General features: G+C 33.6%; 22 protein-coding genes and 3 pseudogenes. 13 read left to right on the top strand and 12 right to left on the bottom strand.

Annotated features, from left to right (window positions below; genetic code table 11):
- Positions 1-151: 151 nt before the first annotated feature.
- Positions 152-598, bottom strand: a complete 447-nt coding sequence (locus tag DN389_RS24085) for a hypothetical protein (RefSeq protein WP_098190197.1) — start codon at positions 596-598, stop codon at positions 152-154.
- A gap of 875 nt (positions 599-1,473) precedes the next feature.
- On the bottom strand, positions 1,474-1,605 hold the full coding sequence (locus DN389_RS28955; protein ID WP_254981079.1) for a hypothetical protein: 132 nt from the start codon (positions 1,603-1,605) through the stop codon (positions 1,474-1,476).
- A 99-nt stretch (positions 1,606-1,704) separates the two neighbouring features.
- Between DN389_RS28955 and DN389_RS28950 the strand changes: the two are divergent.
- Positions 1,705-1,890 (top strand): annotated as a pseudogene (locus DN389_RS28950) (hypothetical protein).
- A gap of 694 nt (positions 1,891-2,584) precedes the next feature.
- On the opposite strand, the gene DN389_RS24075 reads toward DN389_RS28950, so the two are convergent.
- Both DN389_RS24075 and DN389_RS24070 read right to left on the bottom strand, forming a co-directional pair.
- Positions 2,585-2,809, bottom strand: coding sequence for a hypothetical protein (locus DN389_RS24075; protein ID WP_098190198.1), 225 nt, complete (start codon positions 2,807-2,809; stop codon positions 2,585-2,587).
- 239 nt (positions 2,810-3,048) lie between these two features.
- The gene (locus tag DN389_RS24070; RefSeq protein WP_098190199.1) at positions 3,049-3,555 is read right to left on the bottom strand and encodes a hypothetical protein; all 507 of its coding nucleotides are present in this window, start codon (positions 3,553-3,555) and stop codon (positions 3,049-3,051) included.
- A gap of 441 nt (positions 3,556-3,996) precedes the next feature.
- Between DN389_RS24070 and DN389_RS28945 the strand changes: the two genes are divergently transcribed.
- On the top strand, positions 3,997-4,194 hold the full coding sequence (locus DN389_RS28945) for a hypothetical protein (RefSeq protein WP_098190200.1): 198 nt from the start codon (positions 3,997-3,999) through the stop codon (positions 4,192-4,194).
- A gap of 18 nt (positions 4,195-4,212) precedes the next feature.
- Entirely contained in the window at positions 4,213-4,428 is a 216-nt protein-coding gene (locus tag DN389_RS24060; RefSeq protein WP_149237694.1) for a hypothetical protein, read from the top strand.
- 240 nt (positions 4,429-4,668) lie between these two features.
- Here the strand turns inward: DN389_RS24060 and DN389_RS24055 are convergent, their stop codons facing one another.
- Together DN389_RS24055 and DN389_RS24050 are read right to left on the bottom strand one after the other, a co-directional pair.
- On the bottom strand, positions 4,669-4,875 hold the full coding sequence (locus tag DN389_RS24055) for a hypothetical protein (RefSeq protein WP_098190201.1): 207 nt from the start codon (positions 4,873-4,875) through the stop codon (positions 4,669-4,671).
- A gap of 981 nt (positions 4,876-5,856) precedes the next feature.
- On the bottom strand, positions 5,857-6,453 hold the full coding sequence (locus tag DN389_RS24050; protein ID WP_087980868.1) for an ABC transporter permease: 597 nt from the start codon (positions 6,451-6,453) through the stop codon (positions 5,857-5,859).
- Between the two features lie 730 nt (positions 6,454-7,183).
- Here DN389_RS24050 and DN389_RS24045 point away from each other — a divergent pair.
- The 6 genes and pseudogenes from DN389_RS24045 to DN389_RS29260 form a co-directional block, all read left to right on the top strand.
- A complete protein-coding gene (locus DN389_RS24045) occupies positions 7,184-7,390 on the top strand; it encodes a hypothetical protein (RefSeq protein WP_098190202.1) in 207 nt (68 codons plus the stop codon).
- A 287-nt stretch (positions 7,391-7,677) separates the two neighbouring features.
- On the top strand, positions 7,678-8,286 hold the full coding sequence (locus DN389_RS24040) for a DUF998 domain-containing protein (protein WP_149237693.1): 609 nt from the start codon (positions 7,678-7,680) through the stop codon (positions 8,284-8,286).
- A gap of 219 nt (positions 8,287-8,505) precedes the next feature.
- Positions 8,506-8,862: an FtsB family cell division protein gene (locus tag DN389_RS24035; RefSeq protein ID WP_098190204.1), complete on the top strand. Its 357-nt coding sequence runs from the start codon at positions 8,506-8,508 to the stop codon at positions 8,860-8,862.
- A 413-nt stretch (positions 8,863-9,275) separates the two neighbouring features.
- Positions 9,276-9,776: a YxiF family protein gene (locus tag DN389_RS24030; RefSeq protein ID WP_098190205.1), complete on the top strand. Its 501-nt coding sequence runs from the start codon at positions 9,276-9,278 to the stop codon at positions 9,774-9,776.
- Between the two features lie 251 nt (positions 9,777-10,027).
- Positions 10,028-10,417 carry a hypothetical protein gene (locus DN389_RS24025; protein WP_098190206.1) on the top strand — a complete coding sequence of 130 codons (390 nt, stop codon included), beginning with the start codon at positions 10,028-10,030 and terminating at the stop codon, positions 10,415-10,417.
- Between the two features lie 248 nt (positions 10,418-10,665).
- Positions 10,666-10,740 (top strand): annotated as a pseudogene (locus DN389_RS29260) (exosporium leader peptide-containing protein); the annotation flags it as partial.
- A gap of 24 nt (positions 10,741-10,764) precedes the next feature.
- On the opposite strand, the gene DN389_RS29255 reads toward DN389_RS29260, so the two are convergent.
- Entirely contained in the window at positions 10,765-10,959 is a 195-nt protein-coding gene (locus DN389_RS29255; protein ID WP_306475104.1) for a hypothetical protein, read from the bottom strand.
- A 640-nt stretch (positions 10,960-11,599) separates the two neighbouring features.
- Between DN389_RS29255 and DN389_RS24015 the strand changes: the two genes are divergently transcribed.
- Complete coding sequence (locus DN389_RS24015; RefSeq protein ID WP_149237691.1) at positions 11,600-12,070, top strand: GNAT family N-acetyltransferase; 471 nt, start codon at positions 11,600-11,602, stop codon at positions 12,068-12,070.
- Positions 12,071-12,167: 97 nt separating this feature from the next.
- Here DN389_RS24015 and DN389_RS24010 read toward each other — a convergent pair whose 3' ends face one another.
- On the bottom strand, positions 12,168-13,118 hold the full coding sequence (locus DN389_RS24010; RefSeq protein ID WP_000613417.1) for a CobW family GTP-binding protein: 951 nt from the start codon (positions 13,116-13,118) through the stop codon (positions 12,168-12,170).
- 165 nt (positions 13,119-13,283) lie between these two features.
- Here DN389_RS24010 and DN389_RS24005 point away from each other — a divergent pair, with 165 nt between their 5' ends.
- Entirely contained in the window at positions 13,284-14,186 is a 903-nt protein-coding gene (locus DN389_RS24005) for an aldo/keto reductase (protein ID WP_098802512.1), read from the top strand.
- Positions 14,187-14,210: 24 nt separating this feature from the next.
- On the opposite strand, the gene DN389_RS24000 is transcribed toward DN389_RS24005, so the two are convergent.
- Together DN389_RS24000 and DN389_RS23995 are read right to left on the bottom strand one after the other, a co-directional pair.
- Positions 14,211-14,795, bottom strand: coding sequence for a GNAT family N-acetyltransferase (locus DN389_RS24000; protein ID WP_046954964.1), 585 nt, complete (start codon positions 14,793-14,795; stop codon positions 14,211-14,213).
- Positions 14,796-14,879: 84 nt separating this feature from the next.
- On the bottom strand, positions 14,880-16,343 hold the full coding sequence (locus tag DN389_RS23995) for a flavin monoamine oxidase family protein (protein WP_149237690.1): 1,464 nt from the start codon (positions 16,341-16,343) through the stop codon (positions 14,880-14,882).
- 177 nt (positions 16,344-16,520) lie between these two features.
- Between DN389_RS23995 and DN389_RS23990 the strand changes: the two genes are divergently transcribed.
- Both DN389_RS23990 and DN389_RS23985 read left to right on the top strand, forming a co-directional pair.
- Positions 16,521-16,712, top strand: a complete 192-nt coding sequence (locus DN389_RS23990) for a DUF3896 family protein (protein ID WP_000815502.1) — start codon at positions 16,521-16,523, stop codon at positions 16,710-16,712.
- A gap of 105 nt (positions 16,713-16,817) precedes the next feature.
- Positions 16,818-17,819, top strand: a complete 1,002-nt coding sequence (locus DN389_RS23985) for an LLM class flavin-dependent oxidoreductase (RefSeq protein WP_000594033.1) — start codon at positions 16,818-16,820, stop codon at positions 17,817-17,819.
- Positions 17,820-17,864: 45 nt separating this feature from the next.
- Here DN389_RS23985 and DN389_RS28940 read toward each other — a convergent pair.
- A pseudogene (locus DN389_RS28940) lies at positions 17,865-18,056 on the bottom strand (alpha/beta hydrolase); the annotation flags it as partial.
- Between the two features lie 141 nt (positions 18,057-18,197).
- Positions 18,198-19,328 carry an RNA-guided endonuclease InsQ/TnpB family protein gene (locus DN389_RS23975; RefSeq protein WP_149237689.1) on the bottom strand — a complete coding sequence of 377 codons (1,131 nt, stop codon included), beginning with the start codon at positions 19,326-19,328 and terminating at the stop codon, positions 18,198-18,200.
- Positions 19,329-19,735: the final 407 nt, after the last annotated feature.

Raw genomic sequence — 19,735 nt, 5'->3', positions numbered from 1 at the left:
ATTCCTCCTTAACTCTTCCACCCATAAAGTTCGAGTAAAGTTATACAAAACGTTTAAATATAAAGTAATTCATGGAATGTATCACTTACATGTGATACATTCCATTCAACAAATTGGAAATTAGTTTTGTTTTTTTGTGATATTCAAGTCTCTATCTGTACTCTTTCCCATGATACTTAATAAATCCTACAGGACGATGAGTAAAGTGTATTACCGCATCCCCTGGATTACCTTCACTTGGAGTCGCAGTAGTTTTATCTAAATACTCACCTTGTAATTCAATTTCTTCTCCCTCTTCTAAATCTGGGATACGATTTGGTATTCCTAAATTATCCCCATAACGAATTGCACAAAATACTATCGTATCGATGGTTAATGATTCTGGTAATCCATGAGCATCAATAAGTTCTACTTGATCAACTATAATATGTTGATGAGTCCCCCCTTGAGGGTTTGTATCATCTTCTTCCACTTGTTTTATGATTCCTTTAACATGAACAATAGGACCGTGATGTGATAATGGATGACGATGATGCTCCATAGGATGGTCAGCTAAAGTGTGACCATAATGAGGATGTCTTTTTAAATTTTCAATCATAATTCTACCTTCAAATTTTATTATAGATATTGCTCTTTCTTGAACAATCTTTTGTATGTTATATCAAGATTATTCATCTTTTATTTATATTAGTATAAATAGAAATTCAAAGAATGCCTTTTAAATTAACGTTTTTATGCAGTTTTTTAGAATAGTGAAAACAACTCTCGCCATAAATATTACAGTTAATTAAGTATGTAGTAATTATCTTGTGACATTTTTTAAAGGGCACTTATACAAGGTGCTCTCTTTCTTTTGTTATGAAATAAAGACTTCACATACATTAAAAATGTATATACACTAATCATGATTATCTCATTATTAATTATTGAGTATCATCTTCGATACACTCCTTACTCATAGTGCTCCTTCCTCCCATCGACTGCACTCTCTCAAAACGGGGCTCTTTCCTCCATATCTTCTAGGAACAGGCAGGTAACTTAATTATTGGCGCTTTTATCTTAAAATCTCTTGTTCATACTATTTAGAGAAGACATCTCATACCATTGAGATTAAACTCCAGCACATGTTAATTGGACAGCCGTCCCCATATAAGGAACGTTTTTTTATCTTCCCTCTCTCTTTTTGTATTTAAATAATAATTATATATTTATGTATTTTCACGCATTAATATTAAAAATTCTTCGTTTAGGGATTACTTTAAAATCTTAAGTTGATGGGAATGTGGCGGACCCCTACTAATATTCTTGCTTTTAAATTAATTTCAGTGTATTATATTTATATGATAATATAGGAATTACGGTATACAGAAAGGAATCAAATCTATTTGTAAGATTTAAATCCTTTTCACAGATATAAAAACAAAAGAGCCTTACCTATCTAGGCAAGACTCTACTAGTTTAGTTATATAATATTTACATAACAACTAAGAAACTAAAAACATATAACACCAAGTAGTAGAACCCTAATATTCCTCCTACAGCTAATACCTGTTTAGCCCAACTTTTAATTTTCAGATTACTGTAAATCACTTGTACTCTTTCCATATTTCCTCCTATTAGGGAAAACCCTTAAAGACTCACACCTCGCTATGATACCATTAAAGAATGACTAATAGAGCCTAATTTTTGTCTAAACGTATAAATATGCAATATTGCATACCAAAATGTATTGTTATAAATGTAAGCGCTCACTATAATAAGGTTATAAAGATTCACACATCTTAATACAAAAACAAAGGAGAGAATAATATGGAAATCGCAATGGCAGTTTTAAAATTTATTGGTGGAGCAATCCCATTAATTCAAGAACTTCTAAAAGCATTTATGTAATTTCATTATTTAGCAATTCTTTATAAATATTATCATACAAATGATCTGTATATCAAAGATGAATTGATTTACAGATCATTTACGTGAGCAAGGTCCCTTTAACATTATTGAGCGACTTTTTTAATTTTTTAAATACTTAAGGTTACGTCACATCAAAATCAATTTAGCAAAACAAAATAAAAATACGCCACCCATTCCTATTATACTCCAAAAAGAATAACGGATTTTTTCATTTTGGAGTATTATAAAACATTAACTTGATGGTGATGGGGTAACAGTTGTGATTTAGAGATAAGATTAGATTTTACTAAGATTACCTATCCATATGTTTCAGATGAAGACTACACTTGCCAAATTGAAACGATTGAATTAAAGAACTTGATATTAGTATGGTTAACATAATGTGAAAATCACTAAAAAATCGTGATCTTAGCTAAACAAGACCAAGCCCCCTCCTCTCTAGGACGGTCTTGGTCTTGTTTACGTTCACATACAAATTATTATTTGTATTGTTTCATGGGTTCCCTTTTAAATTATATACGTCTACTTTACCATCGATAACCACTCACTAATGCCTCCTATTCAATCGTACAGATTACCTATGCCATATTCTAAAGGACTCCTCTTGGCTAAAATGATAAAAATAAAGAGAGATACTTGTCTCTCTCTCAATAAGTACTTTTATTTTAACATTTTACATCAGCCCTTTTAATATTAAACCCAAAACCGACATAGTGATTGCGCTAATAATAATTCGTAGAATCCAAGTTGTATTCATGCTAATCTTTTCTAATTGCTTATTAATTGTAGCGATGTCTTTCTCATTAATTGTTGTGCGAGTTTCTAAATTACGAATATCTCGCATAATTTCTTTTTGTTCTGCTTTTAAATTGTCAATTTTTCCATAAACATCTTCCAATACGTTCACATCCTTTTATAATCTTAATAAAGCAATTTTCACATGATATGAGACAACCTTATTCATGGTGAATTCTTTGCAGGAAATTCCATACAAAATCCGTATTTTGTTAATAATAAAATACGAAGAAATTCATTTATTTTCCCCTTTGAATAACCTTTTTACAAAGAAAAAAGACCTTGTAAATTACAAAGCCTTTTTTCTTATATATAAATTTACAACTTTCATTTTAGTATTAGTTAAATCCCCCCACCAGGCTCTGTATTAGCTGGTGCTCCTGTATTTCCATGTGCGTAACTCGGAGACCATGTATCTCCCTTATTGTAAGAAGGCGCCCCTCCTGTATGTCCATCCGATTCTAACTTCGGTGCAGGGAAATGCCCATGAGTATAAGTTGGCGCTCCACCATGATCTCCATCAGCTTCAAACCTCGGTGCAGGTGTATCTCCTACATTAAAAGAAGGTATTGGATAGTCTCCATATCCATAAACTGGTGCTCCTGTATGCCCATGAGTATAGGACGGTGCTCCACCTGTATGTCCATGTTCATAACTCGGAGACCAGCCCTCTCCATGAGTATAAGTTGGTGCTCCCCCATGATTTCCATGTGCATATGCAGGCGCTCCTCCTCCATCCCCTTCTGAAGCCGCTTGAACAACCCCTCCACCATTTCCATGAGTAAAACCAAAAATTCCAAATCCTAAAACAGATAAACCTACGACTGCTGTACCAATTCTCCTTTTCATAATCGCTCTCCTCTATGTGTATTTCATGTTATTTGAAATGAACATATTATGGATATCAGTCATGATGAAAATTCGACTCATTTCATTACCATATATTTATACTTCTATGTATTTTTTTGTAAAACCTTCTTGAAATCTGAAGAAAATGGTTATTTTTTATAAAAAATCAAATGTAGTAACAAATTATTCAATTCACAATTTAGGCTTCTTTGCCTAGCCATATTCATCACCGCGCGGTAATCCCTAATTTAGTATTGAAATTCTCTAAATCTCGATGTATTATATTTTTGTATTTTCTCAGTTCCCAATCCGAGAATACATCATCACTTCTGAAAGGACCCGAACTCCATCGGGTTCTTTTTCATTCCTCTCCTCGTAAATCTATTTATCTAAATGTAAAATTATAAATGAGCTCTAATATTTTGAATCGAGGTGAAAATCATGAGAAGTTTTAGCTCATTAATAATCTCTACTATCTGTTCAGTACTTCTTATAATTTGGAATTTCTATTCCTTCTATAACGGATTGACAACTGGACGTACATACTACTGGATTAATGGCATCACAGCTGTTATCTTCCTTTTATTCTTTATCCTAAACATGCGCGATTTTAAAAAGAAAAACTACAGAACCTCATAACAATAGGAGTTGATACATATGTGGGAAAAATTTAAAAACTATAAATATTCCTCAAAAGAATTAAAGTTCATGCTTTGGTTATTTGGTATTACTTGTTTTGTACACTCGGTCGCTTTCTTTGGCGGACTATTTTCTTCCGAGTTCCTTTGGTTTAAAGGCCTTTGTGCGATTGCAGCATTACTAGCTTTTATGGATGTTAAGCGAAAAATCAATAAGTATACGATAGCAATGTAAAAAGGAGCCACTACAGGTTCTTTTTTTCTGTTCAAAATGAAAACGTAGCTTATAAGCAATTTAAAGTTTGTCTTATCACCAAATAAAATACAGCTCTCATACATCACTGTTTTTCATTCATTGTGTTCGTTTGTTTTGTTAAACGTTAAACCCGATTGAAACTGCTCCTTTTAAATTATTAAATATTAAAAAGCACAATAAAAAAGAGTGCTATAAAGATATGCACTCTTTTAAAAGACTCTACCAATCTCGACAATCATCATGATCATGATCACGATCACGGTCATGATTACGTCTGCGACGACACTCATCACAATCGCAGTCACGTTTACAATGACATTCGTTAAAATCGTTTCTTCTGCGTCTACGACCGCATCCGCCAAATACTAGATCATCCCAAAATCTATTACAATCTCGGGAATGTCCAAAATTATTATTCCATCCCATAGATATGATTCCCTCCTCTAAAAATAGAATTCTTTATACTCTATGAATAAATAGTGAAAACAGCTTGTTTACTAGTCTATGTTTTTTTGTTTTAGACTAATAATATTTCAACTTGCAAGTCTACCTCCCCCCTTATCTTTCCTTAACAACAAACAAGACGCCAACCAGATCATGGCAGCGTCAACGATAATTGATATTGGTCTTATCATTCGGCATCCTATTTCTTAAATAAAACAGAATCAACAATTGTTAAAATTACTCAATTTATTCCAAGAAACACTGCAATTATTGGCATTAATCAGAAGTAGTGATACCATTTTGTGGAACTACTCATCTTCCACCATTCATGGAGTGGATTAAGCTCTATCATTTATAACTATTCTTCCATTCAAATATCCATTTCGTTCAATAAGAAGATCGCACTTGCACCCGTAGATGCTTTTAATATGATAAAGAGTTTCTTATGAGTATTGAAATAAGATAGATACAAGCGAATGAGCCTGGCCTACACTCTTCAATATATGCTTGTCCCCCTCAAAAGAGGCAAACGAAAAAGAGCACTCCCCTATATATAATTAAAGCACCTGTATATCAAACGTTTATGTCACCCATCAACCCAGCAAATACAACAGGCTCACACAAAATCCACGACATTCACGCACTATAGCTGAATATATAAATGTAATTAGCCTTTTCGTCCTTTTTGTGGATTCTTACCGTCCATGCCCGTTCTCCGGTAACGTTTTAATAAAGGGTTCTATGTTAACTGTTTATCAACGCATAGATACGTTATCCCCACACTACTTTTCTTTCAAAGAACTGTATAGATATAGTGTAATATCGATTCTGTTTTGAAAAATCCCTGGAAACGTCCCTTTTTTCATCCCCTTTTTGATCAAAAAAAAAGACCTGCATGTATGCAGGTCAAATATAAATTAGGGACTTTACTTAGATAAATTTACTGACGAGATTTCATACTACTTATACTTGTGGAGACGGGAATCTTGCAGCTTCAAAATGCGTACTATTTTCTACATTTGAAATAACTCCAGCTACGCTACTTTGTGCAAAAACCTCAACTATATCCCCTGCATTCAATTGAATTATCGATGAAACAGCTACAACATTAGCAAAGTTTATTGGACCAAAAAAATCATTATCTATTGCAATTGCCGGATTTCCATTAACTCGAATTTCTACCCGCGCTCTATAGTTTACGTTTAGATTATTGGGAATGAACGCAATTGTTCCAATAACAGAGTAAACACCTCTTGTCTTTGGTATAAAAATGGATGTTGCAGGGTTATATTCATTTGCTAAATCAAATTGTTCATTTTGGAATAAAACTTTAACAAATGTATTTGCTGGCAAATTCTGATTAACTGTACTCACAGCTCTAAAAGCAGATGCTCTTACAAGATTGTATCCGTTATCATCAGAACAACAATTCACTTTTACATTAAACCAAGGCTTTTCCTCATGTTTTTTATCACATTTGTCATAACTCTTACTGCTTTTATGACAATCATGATATTTCTTTTTGGAATCCTTCCAATAATCATCGTAGTAATAAGACATACTAGATTCCTCCTTTAAATTTATTACTACATACTATGTAAGATAGATTAGATAAGTTTGGACGAGCTGTTACTATTTTTAATAGAATTAAAAATCTCACCATAATGGCAGAACACAACTAAAGTAAACAACTGGAAAGCGATGCTCAGGAGTATAATAACAGTCTTTCTGACACTTTCATTATCTGTGTTTTTAGCCATTATTTTGTTTGTGGGATATGGATTAAGTTAAAAAGAAAACCTTTTGGTACCCCTGAATAAAACTCAATATTCCGTCAATAATATAAACAACCCATTTCGAACCATATTCCATGATTGGAGCAGTTAGTTTTTACTAACTGCTCTTTTTTTGTAAAAAACGAACACAATTAACTGCAAGCACATATAATATTCAGTGTTCCTTTCTTTATAAAATAGTCTTTACAAAATGAATCTCGTCACGAGAGCACTTTATTAAGTGCTCTTTTTTGGTTTTAAACTAATACAAAATGAAATTTTTACCACATAGCTAATTGTTAAATATTTTACGCTTATACATTATAATGAAATAGTTATATATTGGCATTAAGAGGAGTGTCTTGATTAAGCGCTTCTCTTTTTTTATAAAATAGTGTTTTGGTTAACATTCACTTACCGCCCATAAAATATCTACAGATTTGAAATTTTATAGAAAAAACCTTTACTTCCAATTTAATTTTATCAATATATTAAATACAGGGTGTGATAAATTAATGGAACAACTTGACTTTAGTGCTTTAGAACAACCACTATTTTTGTTAGCACTTCAATTAATTGCATTTGTATTGATTATTTGTATCGTATACGGAATCTTATACAACACCACATTAAAATTAAATATGCCTAAATGGACTGCCCATGCGGTAGCTACGGTATTTTCCCTCGGTATTGCCTATCAATCTTTTATGAATTTCATTTAAAAACATTTTTCTTTATTTCTCTCTTTTGTAGAGGAATCTATCCTTTACCATGCAAAAACGTCAGGCAACTTAATTAGTTACCTGACGTTTTTGCGGTTATTTATTTTCAAACAACTATTTTTTTACGTTTTGCTCCATCCACTTTTTATACGTCTTTTCGCTAAACATATTTGTCCAGAAAATCCTATATTATTGAACAGGATTATCGATTCTCAAATTGCAATTTTTTAATTTTGATGATGTAACCACTTATAATGGAAATATACTTTTTTCTAAGGAGGAATCTAATGTATATATCAAATAGGATTGGCTTATTTAGCTGGATTGCAACTTGCCTATACTTTTTAATTGAACCTTTCTTCATTTTCACTTCTACAGCACCTTATAACTATTTGCATCATGCAATGAGTGATCTAGGTGTAACAACCTGTGGAGAATTCACCTACGAAATAGCTCCTTATGAAATATGCTCCCCTAATCATTTTTGGATGAATTTACTCTTTATTATTAATGGAATAACATTTTGTATTGGAGTACTATATATTTCACAACATCTAGAAAAAACAAGAATTAATAGAATAGCAACATTTTTTATACTTATAATAGGAATCTCCACTATAGTTTCAGGATTAATTCCTGCAGATGTAAACCTAATTGGACATTCTATTCTAGTTTGGATAGGTATGCTTACTGTATTTCCAGGATTATTTATTTTTGCTAAGAATCTTAAAAAAGCTAGAAAATGGACATATTTCTGTTTACTAAGCTTAATAGTAATAACAATTCTTATCTCACTTGTTTTTCTTTTCCCCTTACCTGCAGGTCTACTACAAAGACTTTTCTATTTGGTTCTTTTCGTTTGGGGAACTGTATCAACCTACAAATTGATACAATAAAGTTTTTATACAAAATGCACATTTATCAGGAACATACTTAAAATAATCATGATCAACTCAGAGGTAGTCATTGAGCACTTTTTATTTGCAACTAAATAAGGATTTTATTTAAATTTCATAGCACTCCTCTTTTCACAAATAAGTTCAAAATTATCTATTTAGCATATATAATACTTTTAAGCAATTTAAATTCTATACATAGGTAATGGAGGCATTAAAATGGGGAGTATCCCAAATTCACCACAACAATCAATCTCAAAAATACAAATTAATCCTAACAAGAATCCACAAACAAATAAAAAGCTAAGACGTCGTCTTTTATTAGCACTTGCTTTTATGCTACCTATGGTTATTTCCATTCAAATCTCCATTTATAAGCAAGAACAAATGATTCAAGAAAAACAAATTACACTAAATAAAGAAAAGAAAAGATTGTCTGAATTAGAAATCATAGGACGTTATTATGAAAACGATATTAAAACTTTAACAGAGAGCGAAGAAGGTATTTTAAAGTTCGCAAGGAAATTATATGGATTCTCTAGACCTGATGAAACTATATTTCAAATAACTGAATAACTTTTTAATACATGGGTTACCTCCTCCTCATCTCTATCAACTTAAGAATTTTATAACGCCCCAAAACAAAAGATTGTATATTTTCATCTGACATGTCAATTCTTTTGTTTTGGGGTATTTACGTTTCTTAAATTAATGGACATGAAAGGACTAGTAAAACCTGAATATACAACAGTTCATCCGGAATTTTAAAGAAAGGGAATACTAATGATAAATTACTTGTCCCTGGCAGAAACAATCTTACTTTATTATCGTAGTCAATTATTGATGCTCCCATTTCCATACTGCAGATGATGAAAAAGGAAGTCCACTGGAAAAAGGAAGATATAATCAACACCCTGGACATTATCCGGAAGATTTTGAAGGATACAAGAAAAAAGGAAAAAAGTAAGAAGCTAAAGGCGTGAAAAATTTTGAGCAATATGAATAAAAGCCGAATCGAAATTCTAAAAATGAAAGCAAAAAGAAACGCTAGTAGAAAAGAACTGATAGACGAGCTTTCTAATATTGTTACAATTTCTATGGACTCATTTATGGATGCAGAATCTAATGATTTATTTTGTAAAGAATTATTTAATACGCTAGAACAAAATTCAAACATAAAAAATTTTGGTAGCACTGATTATGAAGAAAACGGAAGACAATCAATAGCGCTGTTAAAAGAAACAGCTAAAAATATTAAATTTCCAGTTAATCAAGGGAGACTCTTTTTCTCTAAGGGTGGTAAAATTGAAGCAGTTAAGCTAAACATTGCTGAAGTATTTGATAATTTAGAAGAGTTATCAACCATATCAAGATTTCTAATTGGGTATGCGGATTTTGTATTAGTTGGTGATGATTTAGAATTCGGCGTATGTATCGAAAGAACGGAATATCATTATGAATTCAGTATGTGGGGAATAACGAAAATCTAAATTATGAAAATAATCCACCTTCAGATGATGTAAATTCAATCCTATTGGATGAAAACAATTGGCTTGTATCTAAAAATAATCAATTAGAAGGAATTATGATACCTGCTACTTTGATTCAAATGAAATAGAATGGCGTTGAAGATAGATAAAAAGGTTCTCTTAACTGAGAGCCTTTTTTCACCTTACCTCACATACACGTAGGCTTTATTTGCTGTTACATAGTTAAAGTACCATATAAGGAGTAATAAGCAATGAATGTAAAAGTAGTAGATATATCAGAAAAATTATTAGATGGATATAAAGTATTAGTTCAAGTTGAAAGCAGTCAATTTATAGCTGAGTGGGATGGCGATAAGCCAGAAAAAAATGAAAACTATAATGTAGAAATAGATATAGATGATGAATTTATATGGAATACAAATATAGCCTTTTTAGATGAAAATGCAAATGCAATAATTCAGAATGATGAAGGCTTTAAAGTCATCGCTAAGCTAGATTATAACAGTGAGGATAACTTAGCAACACTAAATGTCTATGATAGTATAGTACTAATTGATATAGAAGGAATCGAGCAAGATATAGCAAAGGAATGGGTAGAAATGCAATGCACTTCAATTAAATTATTTAATACCAATTTATAATAGAAACCAACTACAATAACTGTGGCCTTGTTGTTATATTGTAGTAAGATATAGCAAAAGTAAACTTGTATAAAAAAGCCGTCCAATTAAGGATAAGCGATTATCAAAAGCAATTTATTGATAATCGCTTTTTATTAAAAATCTATTAAATAACCATCTTATTTAATTTATAAAATACAACCACTTGTCCATTTCACATCGCCCTACTTCCACTTTTACTATATTCGAATTTTTAGAGGTAATTTATATTGGACGAGTTTTTATTTTCTGTCGCATTAAATCCAGGTTTGATTGGACCTATCCTCCCACCTGTTCCACCCTTTTAATTCCCTACAGGTCCCACTGGTTCAACGGGTGCTACAGGGGCAACCGGTAACACTGAGCCTTATTGGCAATACCGGACCACCTGGCATTGTTTTGCTCACATATGGCTTTAAATCTCTCATAATACGTTTTGCATTTCGGATACTCCCCATATCATGAATACTAATTACATGTCTTCTTGTTGCAAACTGTAGCTTTCTAATCGTAGCGAGCATCACCACACAATGGTTGATGTTCATGTGATTCTGTATGTTCATGTTTATCCATCTCATATTCTTTTAGATGTTTCCACTTGACCTTGTCGTCAATATACAGAACTTGCAGTATGGTGGCGTTTTCCTTCATATATATCTTCCTCGAATAAATTGCAGTTTCTCTAATCTAGATTGATCTACCACTACTTCTGATGCAGTAAGAGTCGGTAAACGAAAATTGAGCTTGCATTCTCCATCTTTTTTACACCCCTTGGCAAGATTTCTCCTGTAGGATATTACATACAGCAGAAAATACAAAACCAAGTGCCCCTTCAACGAGCGCAATGTGCAGTGAATAAAAATATTGAGCTCACCAATGGAGATGCTCTTATTAGCATAATGAAGCATAAACATTAAAGAGGTTGCCCAAAAGTAGCTATTCAGCTACTTTTGGGCAACCTCTTCTTTTTTATGTGTTTCTGCTTGACTTGAACAATATAACTAGCATAATGAAGCATAAACATTAAAGAGGTTGCCCAAAAGTAGCCTACTTTTGGGCAACCTCTTCTTTTTTATGTGTTTCTGCTTGACTTGACCAAAATAACAAGTAAAATTATCCATATTAGCTTTTAAGCTATATTAATTTAGAAGGTGAGTTGGAATTATGACTCTTCACATTTGTGAAGTAACAGCAAAAAATTGGCGTTCGGTAGCTGCTTTAAATGTCGCAAAAGACCAGCAGCAATTTATTGAAAGCAATGCGTTTTCTCTAGCAGAATCATTATTTGAAGGAAACGGAACGTCAGTAGGTTTATATGATGGAGAAACACTTGTAGGATACGCAATGTATGGATGGTATTGGGAAAAACGTAAAAGCGTATGGTTAGATCGCTTTATGATTGACGAGCAATATCAAGGAAAAGGATACGCAAAACGTTTCCTTCACTTCCTTATTCAATTCTTACAAGATAAATTTGAATGTAAAATAATTTATTTAAGTTTACATCCAGACAACAAACTCGCAATGGGATTATACGAGTCATTTGGTTTCCGTTTAAATGGTGATATTGATGACGAAGGTCCAGTTGTAGGTGTTGTAATGGAGTTACTATTAGATGAACATACAAGCCTGTGAAAACAGGCTTTTTATTATCCTTCGTTTTTTGCAATCTAGCATTTTTCTACAAAATACTTAGTTAAGTTAAAAAAATAAGCCTGCAATATATGCAGACTTATTTCACACACTCCCCGAAATGTTCTTGGAACCATTCTTTATTAATATCTTTTCCGATAAACACAACTTCACTTACTCGTTCTTCGCCCTCTTGCCACTCTCTATCATATGATGCAGCAAACAGTGTATGCACACCTTGGAAAACGATACGTTTATCTACTCCATCAATCGATAAAATTCCTTTGTAGCGATATAAATACTCCCCTAGCTCTTGAACGACAGCTGACATCCACTCATTTAGTTTTTGTAAATCTAACGGTCGCTCTTCGCGTAGTACAAACGACTTTACGCCTTCTAGATGATTATGCTCTTTATGAGGATAAATTTGTAACGTATCTTTCGTTTTAAACGTTTGAATTTGTAGTAACGATGGAATATCTACATCACAGTTAGTCGCCTCGATTAACTTTGCAGTAGGGTTAATACCTTGCAGTTCCTGCAATAGATTTTCCTTTTCACTTTCATCCACTAAATCTAATTTATTTACTAAAACGACATCAGCAAATGCAATTTGTTCCTTTGCTTCTAGTCCTTTTTCAAAATGTTTATGTATATGATAACTATCTACTACTGTTACAACGCCGTTAATTTGGTATGCAGATTGAATCACAGGATCTAAAAAGAATGTTTGAATAATCGGACCTGGATTTGCAAGACCAGTCGTTTCAATTACTAATCCATCAAATTCCATTTTACCTTCTGCTTTTACGTCCAGTAATTGTTTTAAAGCGACTAGTAAATCTTCACGTACAGTACAACATAAACATCCATTCGTCATCTCCATAATCTCTTCTTCGACATTCATAATCAGCTGATTATCAATACCAATTTGCCCTATTTCATTTACAATCACTGCTAATTTATGACCGTGATTTTCTGATAAAATGCGATTTAATAATGTCGTTTTCCCTGATCCAAGAAAACCAGTTAATATTGTTACTGGAATCATTTCGTACATCTCCTTATAGCTATATGTTTTTACATTATAGCATATAGAGAAAATCGTTTTTGTAGCAAAACATATTTATTGTATGTACGATACTGTAACTATATAATAATATGTAGCAAGAAAGCCTTTTCAAAAAATGATTCATTCATCAAGGAGGTACTTATAATGGAACGAGTTCAAATGGCCGAAACACTAGAATTTTCTCGTATTATTCAAGGTTTTTGGCGTTTAGCAGAATGGAATATGACAAAGCATGAGTTACTTTCTTTTATGGAAGCTTGTATGGATATGGGAATTACTACTTTCGATCATGCTGATATTTATGGTGGCTATACGTGTGAAGGATTATTTGGAGAAGCGTTACAACTCAAGCCTTCCTTACGCGAAGACATGCAAATTATCACAAAATGTGGAATCGCTCCCCCATCACCAAAATTTCCAGAGCGATATGTTGCGCACTACAATACGAGTGCTGAACATATAATAAAAAGCGCGGAAGACTCATTACAAAACTTACATACAGATTATATTGATGTACTGCTCATTCATCGCCCTGATCCATTTATGGATCCAAATGAAGTAGCAGAAGCGTTCTCACACTTAAAGCAAGAAGGAAAAGTCCGTCACTTCGGTGTATCTAACTTTTTACCTTCACAGTTTAATATGTTAAGTTCTTATTTAGATTTCCCGCTCATTACAAATCAAATTGAAGTATCTGCGATGCAGCTTGAACATTTCGAAAAAGGGACAATTGATTTATGCCAAGAAAAGCGAATCAATCCTATGATTTGGTCGCCTCTTGCTGGCGGAGAAATCTTTACTGGTCAATCAGAACGTGCCGTACGTGTACGTGAAACGTTACAAAAGGTTGCCACTGAACTAGATGTTACTAGCATCGATACAGTTATGTATGCATGGCTGCTTGCTCATCCAGCTAACATGATGCCAATCGTTGGATCTGGTAAACTAGATCGTGTTAAAACAGCCGCTCTTGCTACAAAAGTTAATTTAGATCGTCAACAATGGTTTACAATTTTCGAAAGCTCTAATGGACATCCTGTACCATAATACACAAAAAGAAGAGCTGTTTCTTTACAGCTCTTCTTTTTCATATGTATTTCTAGTCCTGGCAAATACACACATATCCCTTAACCCATTTCCATCTACCGCTACACTCGCACTTTCCAATGTACCTTCTAACTTAAATCCTAATTTCTCAGGTATCGCTCTACTCTTCTTATTTAAAGAATCACATCGAATTTCTACGCGGTTTGCTTTCAGCTCAGAAAAAGCATAATCCGTTATACCCTTTGCAGCCTCTACCATATAACCCTTTCCACTAAACCTTGAATCAATCCAATACCCAATTTCAAATTGAGGTATATCCCAATTAATACGATGCAATCCAGCTGATGCAATAAATTCACCTGTTTCTTTCGAAAAAACTAGTAATCTTAAATCCTCACGCTGCAAAAATTGAATATGCGATTTTCTAATGCTCACTTCTACTTCTTCCTCTGTTTGCTCTTTTTGTGCAAAAACCATCCAAGGTTTTAATTCTTTCATAGAAGCTTGAATTGCATCGTATACAGCTTTACCGTCACCCGGTTTCGGCATTCGAATAAATAGCCTATCTGTATAAAATTCAGAAGGAAAATCGAATAATAACGGATTCACTTTCAACACTCCTTTTAATTCTTTTATATATAATAATATCCATCTCAAACCATACAGTAAAGAAATTTCTGAATTTTACACATTTTAATCATTTACCTCTACCGCTACACGAACTCCAGATTCAATTGCACCTTGTATCCATCCGTGATATAACGTTGTATGATCACCTGCAAAGTATAATCTCCCCTCTGGTTTTATAATCGCTGGTTGTAGCTCAGATTCTTGCCCTGCCTGAAATAGCGCAAACCCTCCAAGTGCATATGGATCCAATGTCCAACTTTTTGATATGCCAGACATGAACTCATCATATACTTGACCGCCTAATATTGTCGCTAAATTTTGTAGTGTGTAATAAATACGATCACCTTTTGATAACCCATCCCATAACAACGCATCATAAGACCATGTATAGCTGCCTAACATCATAGCAGGTCCTTTTTCTCCAATTCCGTGACTTGGATAATAGGCGTAACGAATTGGTAAATCCGTTATAATCCTGCCACCTAACTGTCCTTGTTCTTCCCAAAATCGACTTTTAAATTGAATTCCTATTTTTGCCGCTGGCATATAATGCAATTCACGAATTGCTTTCCATTTTTCATGAGATATAGAATCAAATGGATCTACTTCCACAAAGCGCATTGTCGAAAATGGAATTGTAATAATAACTAAATCCCCTGTAATACTACTATATTCAAAAGTTTCCTCGTTTCGATAAAAAGCTGTCACACCATTATCGTGTTGATGTAGCTTCATTAATTTTTGATTATATATAATATTTTCTTCTAATTGTGGTAAGAAAGACTTTGGTAATCTATCATTTCCGCCTACTATTTCACAAAATCCACTCTCCTCCTGCATAATGTATAAAAAGCGTAGTGTCTCAACAAATGACCTTTCCAAAAAACCTTCCAAATCTAATAGAACACCGATCATCTCAATTGTTACTGGCGAGAAATACGTATTATATTGATAAGGATGATACTTTAAAAATTGTCCTGTAGAGTACCTCCCAAAATCCTTTACTACAACATCCCAGTTTTTCTCTGGGTTCTTTTTTATAAAATTTATAATGGGCTGTACCGCTAACAATAATAGCTCCTCAGACGTTTTTCCGACTTCATTCATTTCTACAGGATACTTTAATATATTTGGATCTTTTTCGTATTGTTTTAATGTCGTTTTCCGGCCATTTACGAAAATGATATCAGTCTCATTCCTATTAATAAACGGGCTCACCTGTAGCCCAAATTTTCTTATATATGCCATCGTTAATGTGTGCGAATACGGAATTCTCATTGCCCCAACATCTAAATATAATCCGGTATCTTCCATTCTAACCGTCTCTATGCGGCCACCTACCCGGTTGTTTGCTTCAAAAATCTTCACATCATGTCCTGCAGCCTTTAATAATGATGCCGAAACCAACCCAGCCATACCAGCCCCTACTACGATAATTTGCTTCGGGTTCGTCGTCTTCTTTAATCCTTTATTTATAACTTTTAACGTTTCATCCATGTCAGTGTTATACATTATATCTTTCTGCACAATTCCACCCCTTACTTCATAAAATGGGCATTAGTGGTTTAGTGCATTTTATTCATAAATTCCTATAAACATAACAACATAGCAAGTGGAATATTCACTAAAAGTACATAAGAGGTAGCTTTCACATCTCTTCACGCTTCGTATAATATAGCAACAGCAAAGAAGGAGTGGTTGAAAATGAAACAAACTTACGACTACAACGCTACAAAGAAGTATTTAGAAGGAAAGAAACAACAACTATGCAACAAACTTAGTAGTAAACAACTATCTAAAAAAGAGCGTGAACAACTAAAACTTGAGATTGATAACTACGAATATATATTAAATTTAGTCGAAATGAATCATTATGAACGAGGCTTTCCTCGTTAAAAGTGGATAGGTGGTTTATCCACTTTTTATTTTGAGCATTTTATTACGCATTTTTCGTAAGTAAATATATAATAGGATGTACATTAAGATTGCGAGGTATATTCTATGATCAAATTAAGTGTGTTAGACCAATCACCTATTTCAGATGGTAGTACAGCAGCCCAAGCTTTTTCACATACAGTTACACTTGCACAAGAAGTTGAAAAATTAGGATTCACACGTTTTTGGGTATCTGAGCATCATAATTCCATCAGCCTTGCTGGTTCAAGCCCTGAAATACTTATTTCTCATATTGCAGCAAAAACGGATCGTATGAGAGTTGGTTCAGGTGGTGTTATGTTACCGCACTATAGCCCTTATAAAGTTGCTGAGAATTTCCGCGTTTTAGAAGCGCTTTATCCAAATCGTATTGATCTTGGTGTCGGTAGAGCACCTGGTGGTATGCCAATTGCAACTCGCGCACTTCAAGAAGGCAAAATGGTCTCACTTGATCAATACCCAGAACAAATTGCAGATGTTGCAATGTACTTACATGATCAAGTACCAGAAAACCATCATTATGCAAATTTAAAGGCTACTCCTGTCATTCCAACATCTCCCGAGATGTGGATGCTTGGTTCTAGCGGAGAGAGTGCAATGATTGCCGCAAAACAAGGTGCTTCTTTTGCATTCGCACAGTTCATTAACGGATACGGTGGCCCTGAAGTAATGAATGCTTATCAAGAACAGTTCCAACCTTCTTATTTAGGAGATAAACCAAAATCAATCGTCTCTATTTTTGTTATTTGCGGAGAAACGAATGAAGAGGCGGAAAAAATTGCTTCTAGTTTAGATTTATCAATCTTATTACTAGAACAAGGAAAGCGTACAACTGGTACTCCTTCTATCGAAACTGCACAAAATTATTCATACAGCGCTTATGATTTATTCCGTATAAAAGAAAATCGTCAACGTATGATCGTCGGTGATCCATCTTCTGTGAAAGAACAAATCGTAAACTTAAGCAAAGCGTACAATACTGATGAATTTATGATTGTCACAATTACTCATCGATTTGAAGATAAATTGAATTCTTATCGCTTACTAGCAAATGCTTTTCATTTATAATGACAAAAGGGAGATACATCAATTATGATGCATCTCCCTTTTTTACTACTTATTATTTTTGTCGTCTATATATTCAATAGCTTCTTTTAATAGTTCATCAAAATCCTTAGGATAATCATGATTTAAATTGGGTACAACTTTAAACTCATGTTCTATATTCTTATCTCTTAATAATTGTACAAATTGCTGCGTACATTCGAAACAATCTTCATCTTGATCCCCGCACACTATATATCCGATACGATAAACTTAACTAAATCTATACAATTCAATCAAACTTACACAAGTTAGTGCTTCATCGTGTTCTCGCAACCCCGAAGGGACGAGGGGTATAACACTCCACACGAGGCAGTATCGTTACCTCCTATTATCAAGCATTTATTTTACCCATCTTGATAAATTTATCGAAGCATTTACATCCCTATCGTGATGGATATTGCACCCAACACAACGCCACTCACGTATTTTTAAACTCCACTGTCCTTCTGGTTGAACTGAATGGTCGTATTTAACTCCGCAACACGAACAAATCTTGCTTGAGGCGAACCATTTATCAGCTTTTACATACGCAATGCCATACTTCTTGCACTTGTATGACAAACATTGAAAGAAGAAGTTTAATTTTTGAAAGGAAAATGCTTTCGATAGTTTTTTGTTTTTTAACAGGTTTGAGATAGGTAAGTCTTCCACAACAATTCTCATTGGTTTGGTTTTCACCAATTTAGCTGTTGCTTGATGGATATGGTTATTTCGGATATTCATAATTTTCCTAGATAACCGCAGATGCTCAGTTTTAGCTTTTTCATATCCGGCAGACTGAATTTTTACACCTTTTTTAAATCTCCTAGACATATCTCTTTGCGCTGACTTTTTCCTTCTCAAAAGTTTTTTAACCTTAGCATCTTTGTTTATATTTCGTTCTTTCATACCATTAGAAGCTACAAACAGCTCTTTTAAACCAACATCCACACCAATCGACTCATTTGTTAGTTCTTGTGATTCAAAATCTTCTTGGAACCCTACACTCATCCACCAGTGACGCCCATCAAAGGTAACTCTTGGATTGGATGGTTTTTTGTTTCTTGGTAGTTGTTGGCTTGTTTTCACTTCTCCAATAGACTGAATATGAACTACTTTCTTTCCTATAAACAGTCTTTCATAATTGGCATAAAATCCTTGGATTAAATCTTTTTTGGATTTATAGGAAGTGTGATAACCATTTTGGTACTTTTCAAACGAATTTTTCCTCGCCGTATCAAAATCTTTTGAAGCCTGTTTAGGAACTTGTGCATTGATGTCTTTTAACCACTCATATCTCTTTCGCTTCTTGATCTTTGTAAATCGTTTCTGTAAAGCTAACTGTGAAACAGATTTCCCAAATAGCTTATAGTATCTATCACTCATTCTTTTACAATAGTTATAAGCAAATCTTGCAGCACCAGCATGGTTTCTAAGCACTTGTTCTTGTTCAAGCGTTGGAATTAGTCTGACTTTCTTCGCCAATATCATCAGAATGTAACTCCTTTAAGGAAAGATTTGTTCTTCTGAATAGTAGCGTGTTCCATCAGCATCCTCCTAAGACTACTCGGATGCAAACCTGTTAATTCCGATACTTGACTAACTCGTGAAAATTTCATTATTATTCTCACCTCATTGAACCTAACACAGCACATACGTTCGATACTTTCAATAAAGTTTGATAGATTCAATAAAATTTATCTTGTTCAACTAAGGGCGCAATTTCTTAGCCAGTTCTCTTATGAACTTCTCATGTTTTCACATGAGCGCAGACTATATGTTTATCTACTTAAAGATAGAGGATTTTTCCATCACCATAGGCTTGTGATGTACTCTCGTCAGTTATACGAGATAGTCGTTGAACGTTCATCTTATCACTTTTGACTTAGATGATTCGA

Origin of the sequence: Bacillus sp. AY3-1 (genome assembly GCF_008368785.1) — a bacterium.
GTDB classification, from domain to species: domain Bacteria; phylum Bacillota; class Bacilli; order Bacillales; family Bacillaceae_G; genus Bacillus_A; species Bacillus_A wiedmannii.
The sequence above is the reverse complement of the archived record's forward strand: the minus strand, read 5'-3'. Positions and strand labels throughout refer to the sequence as shown.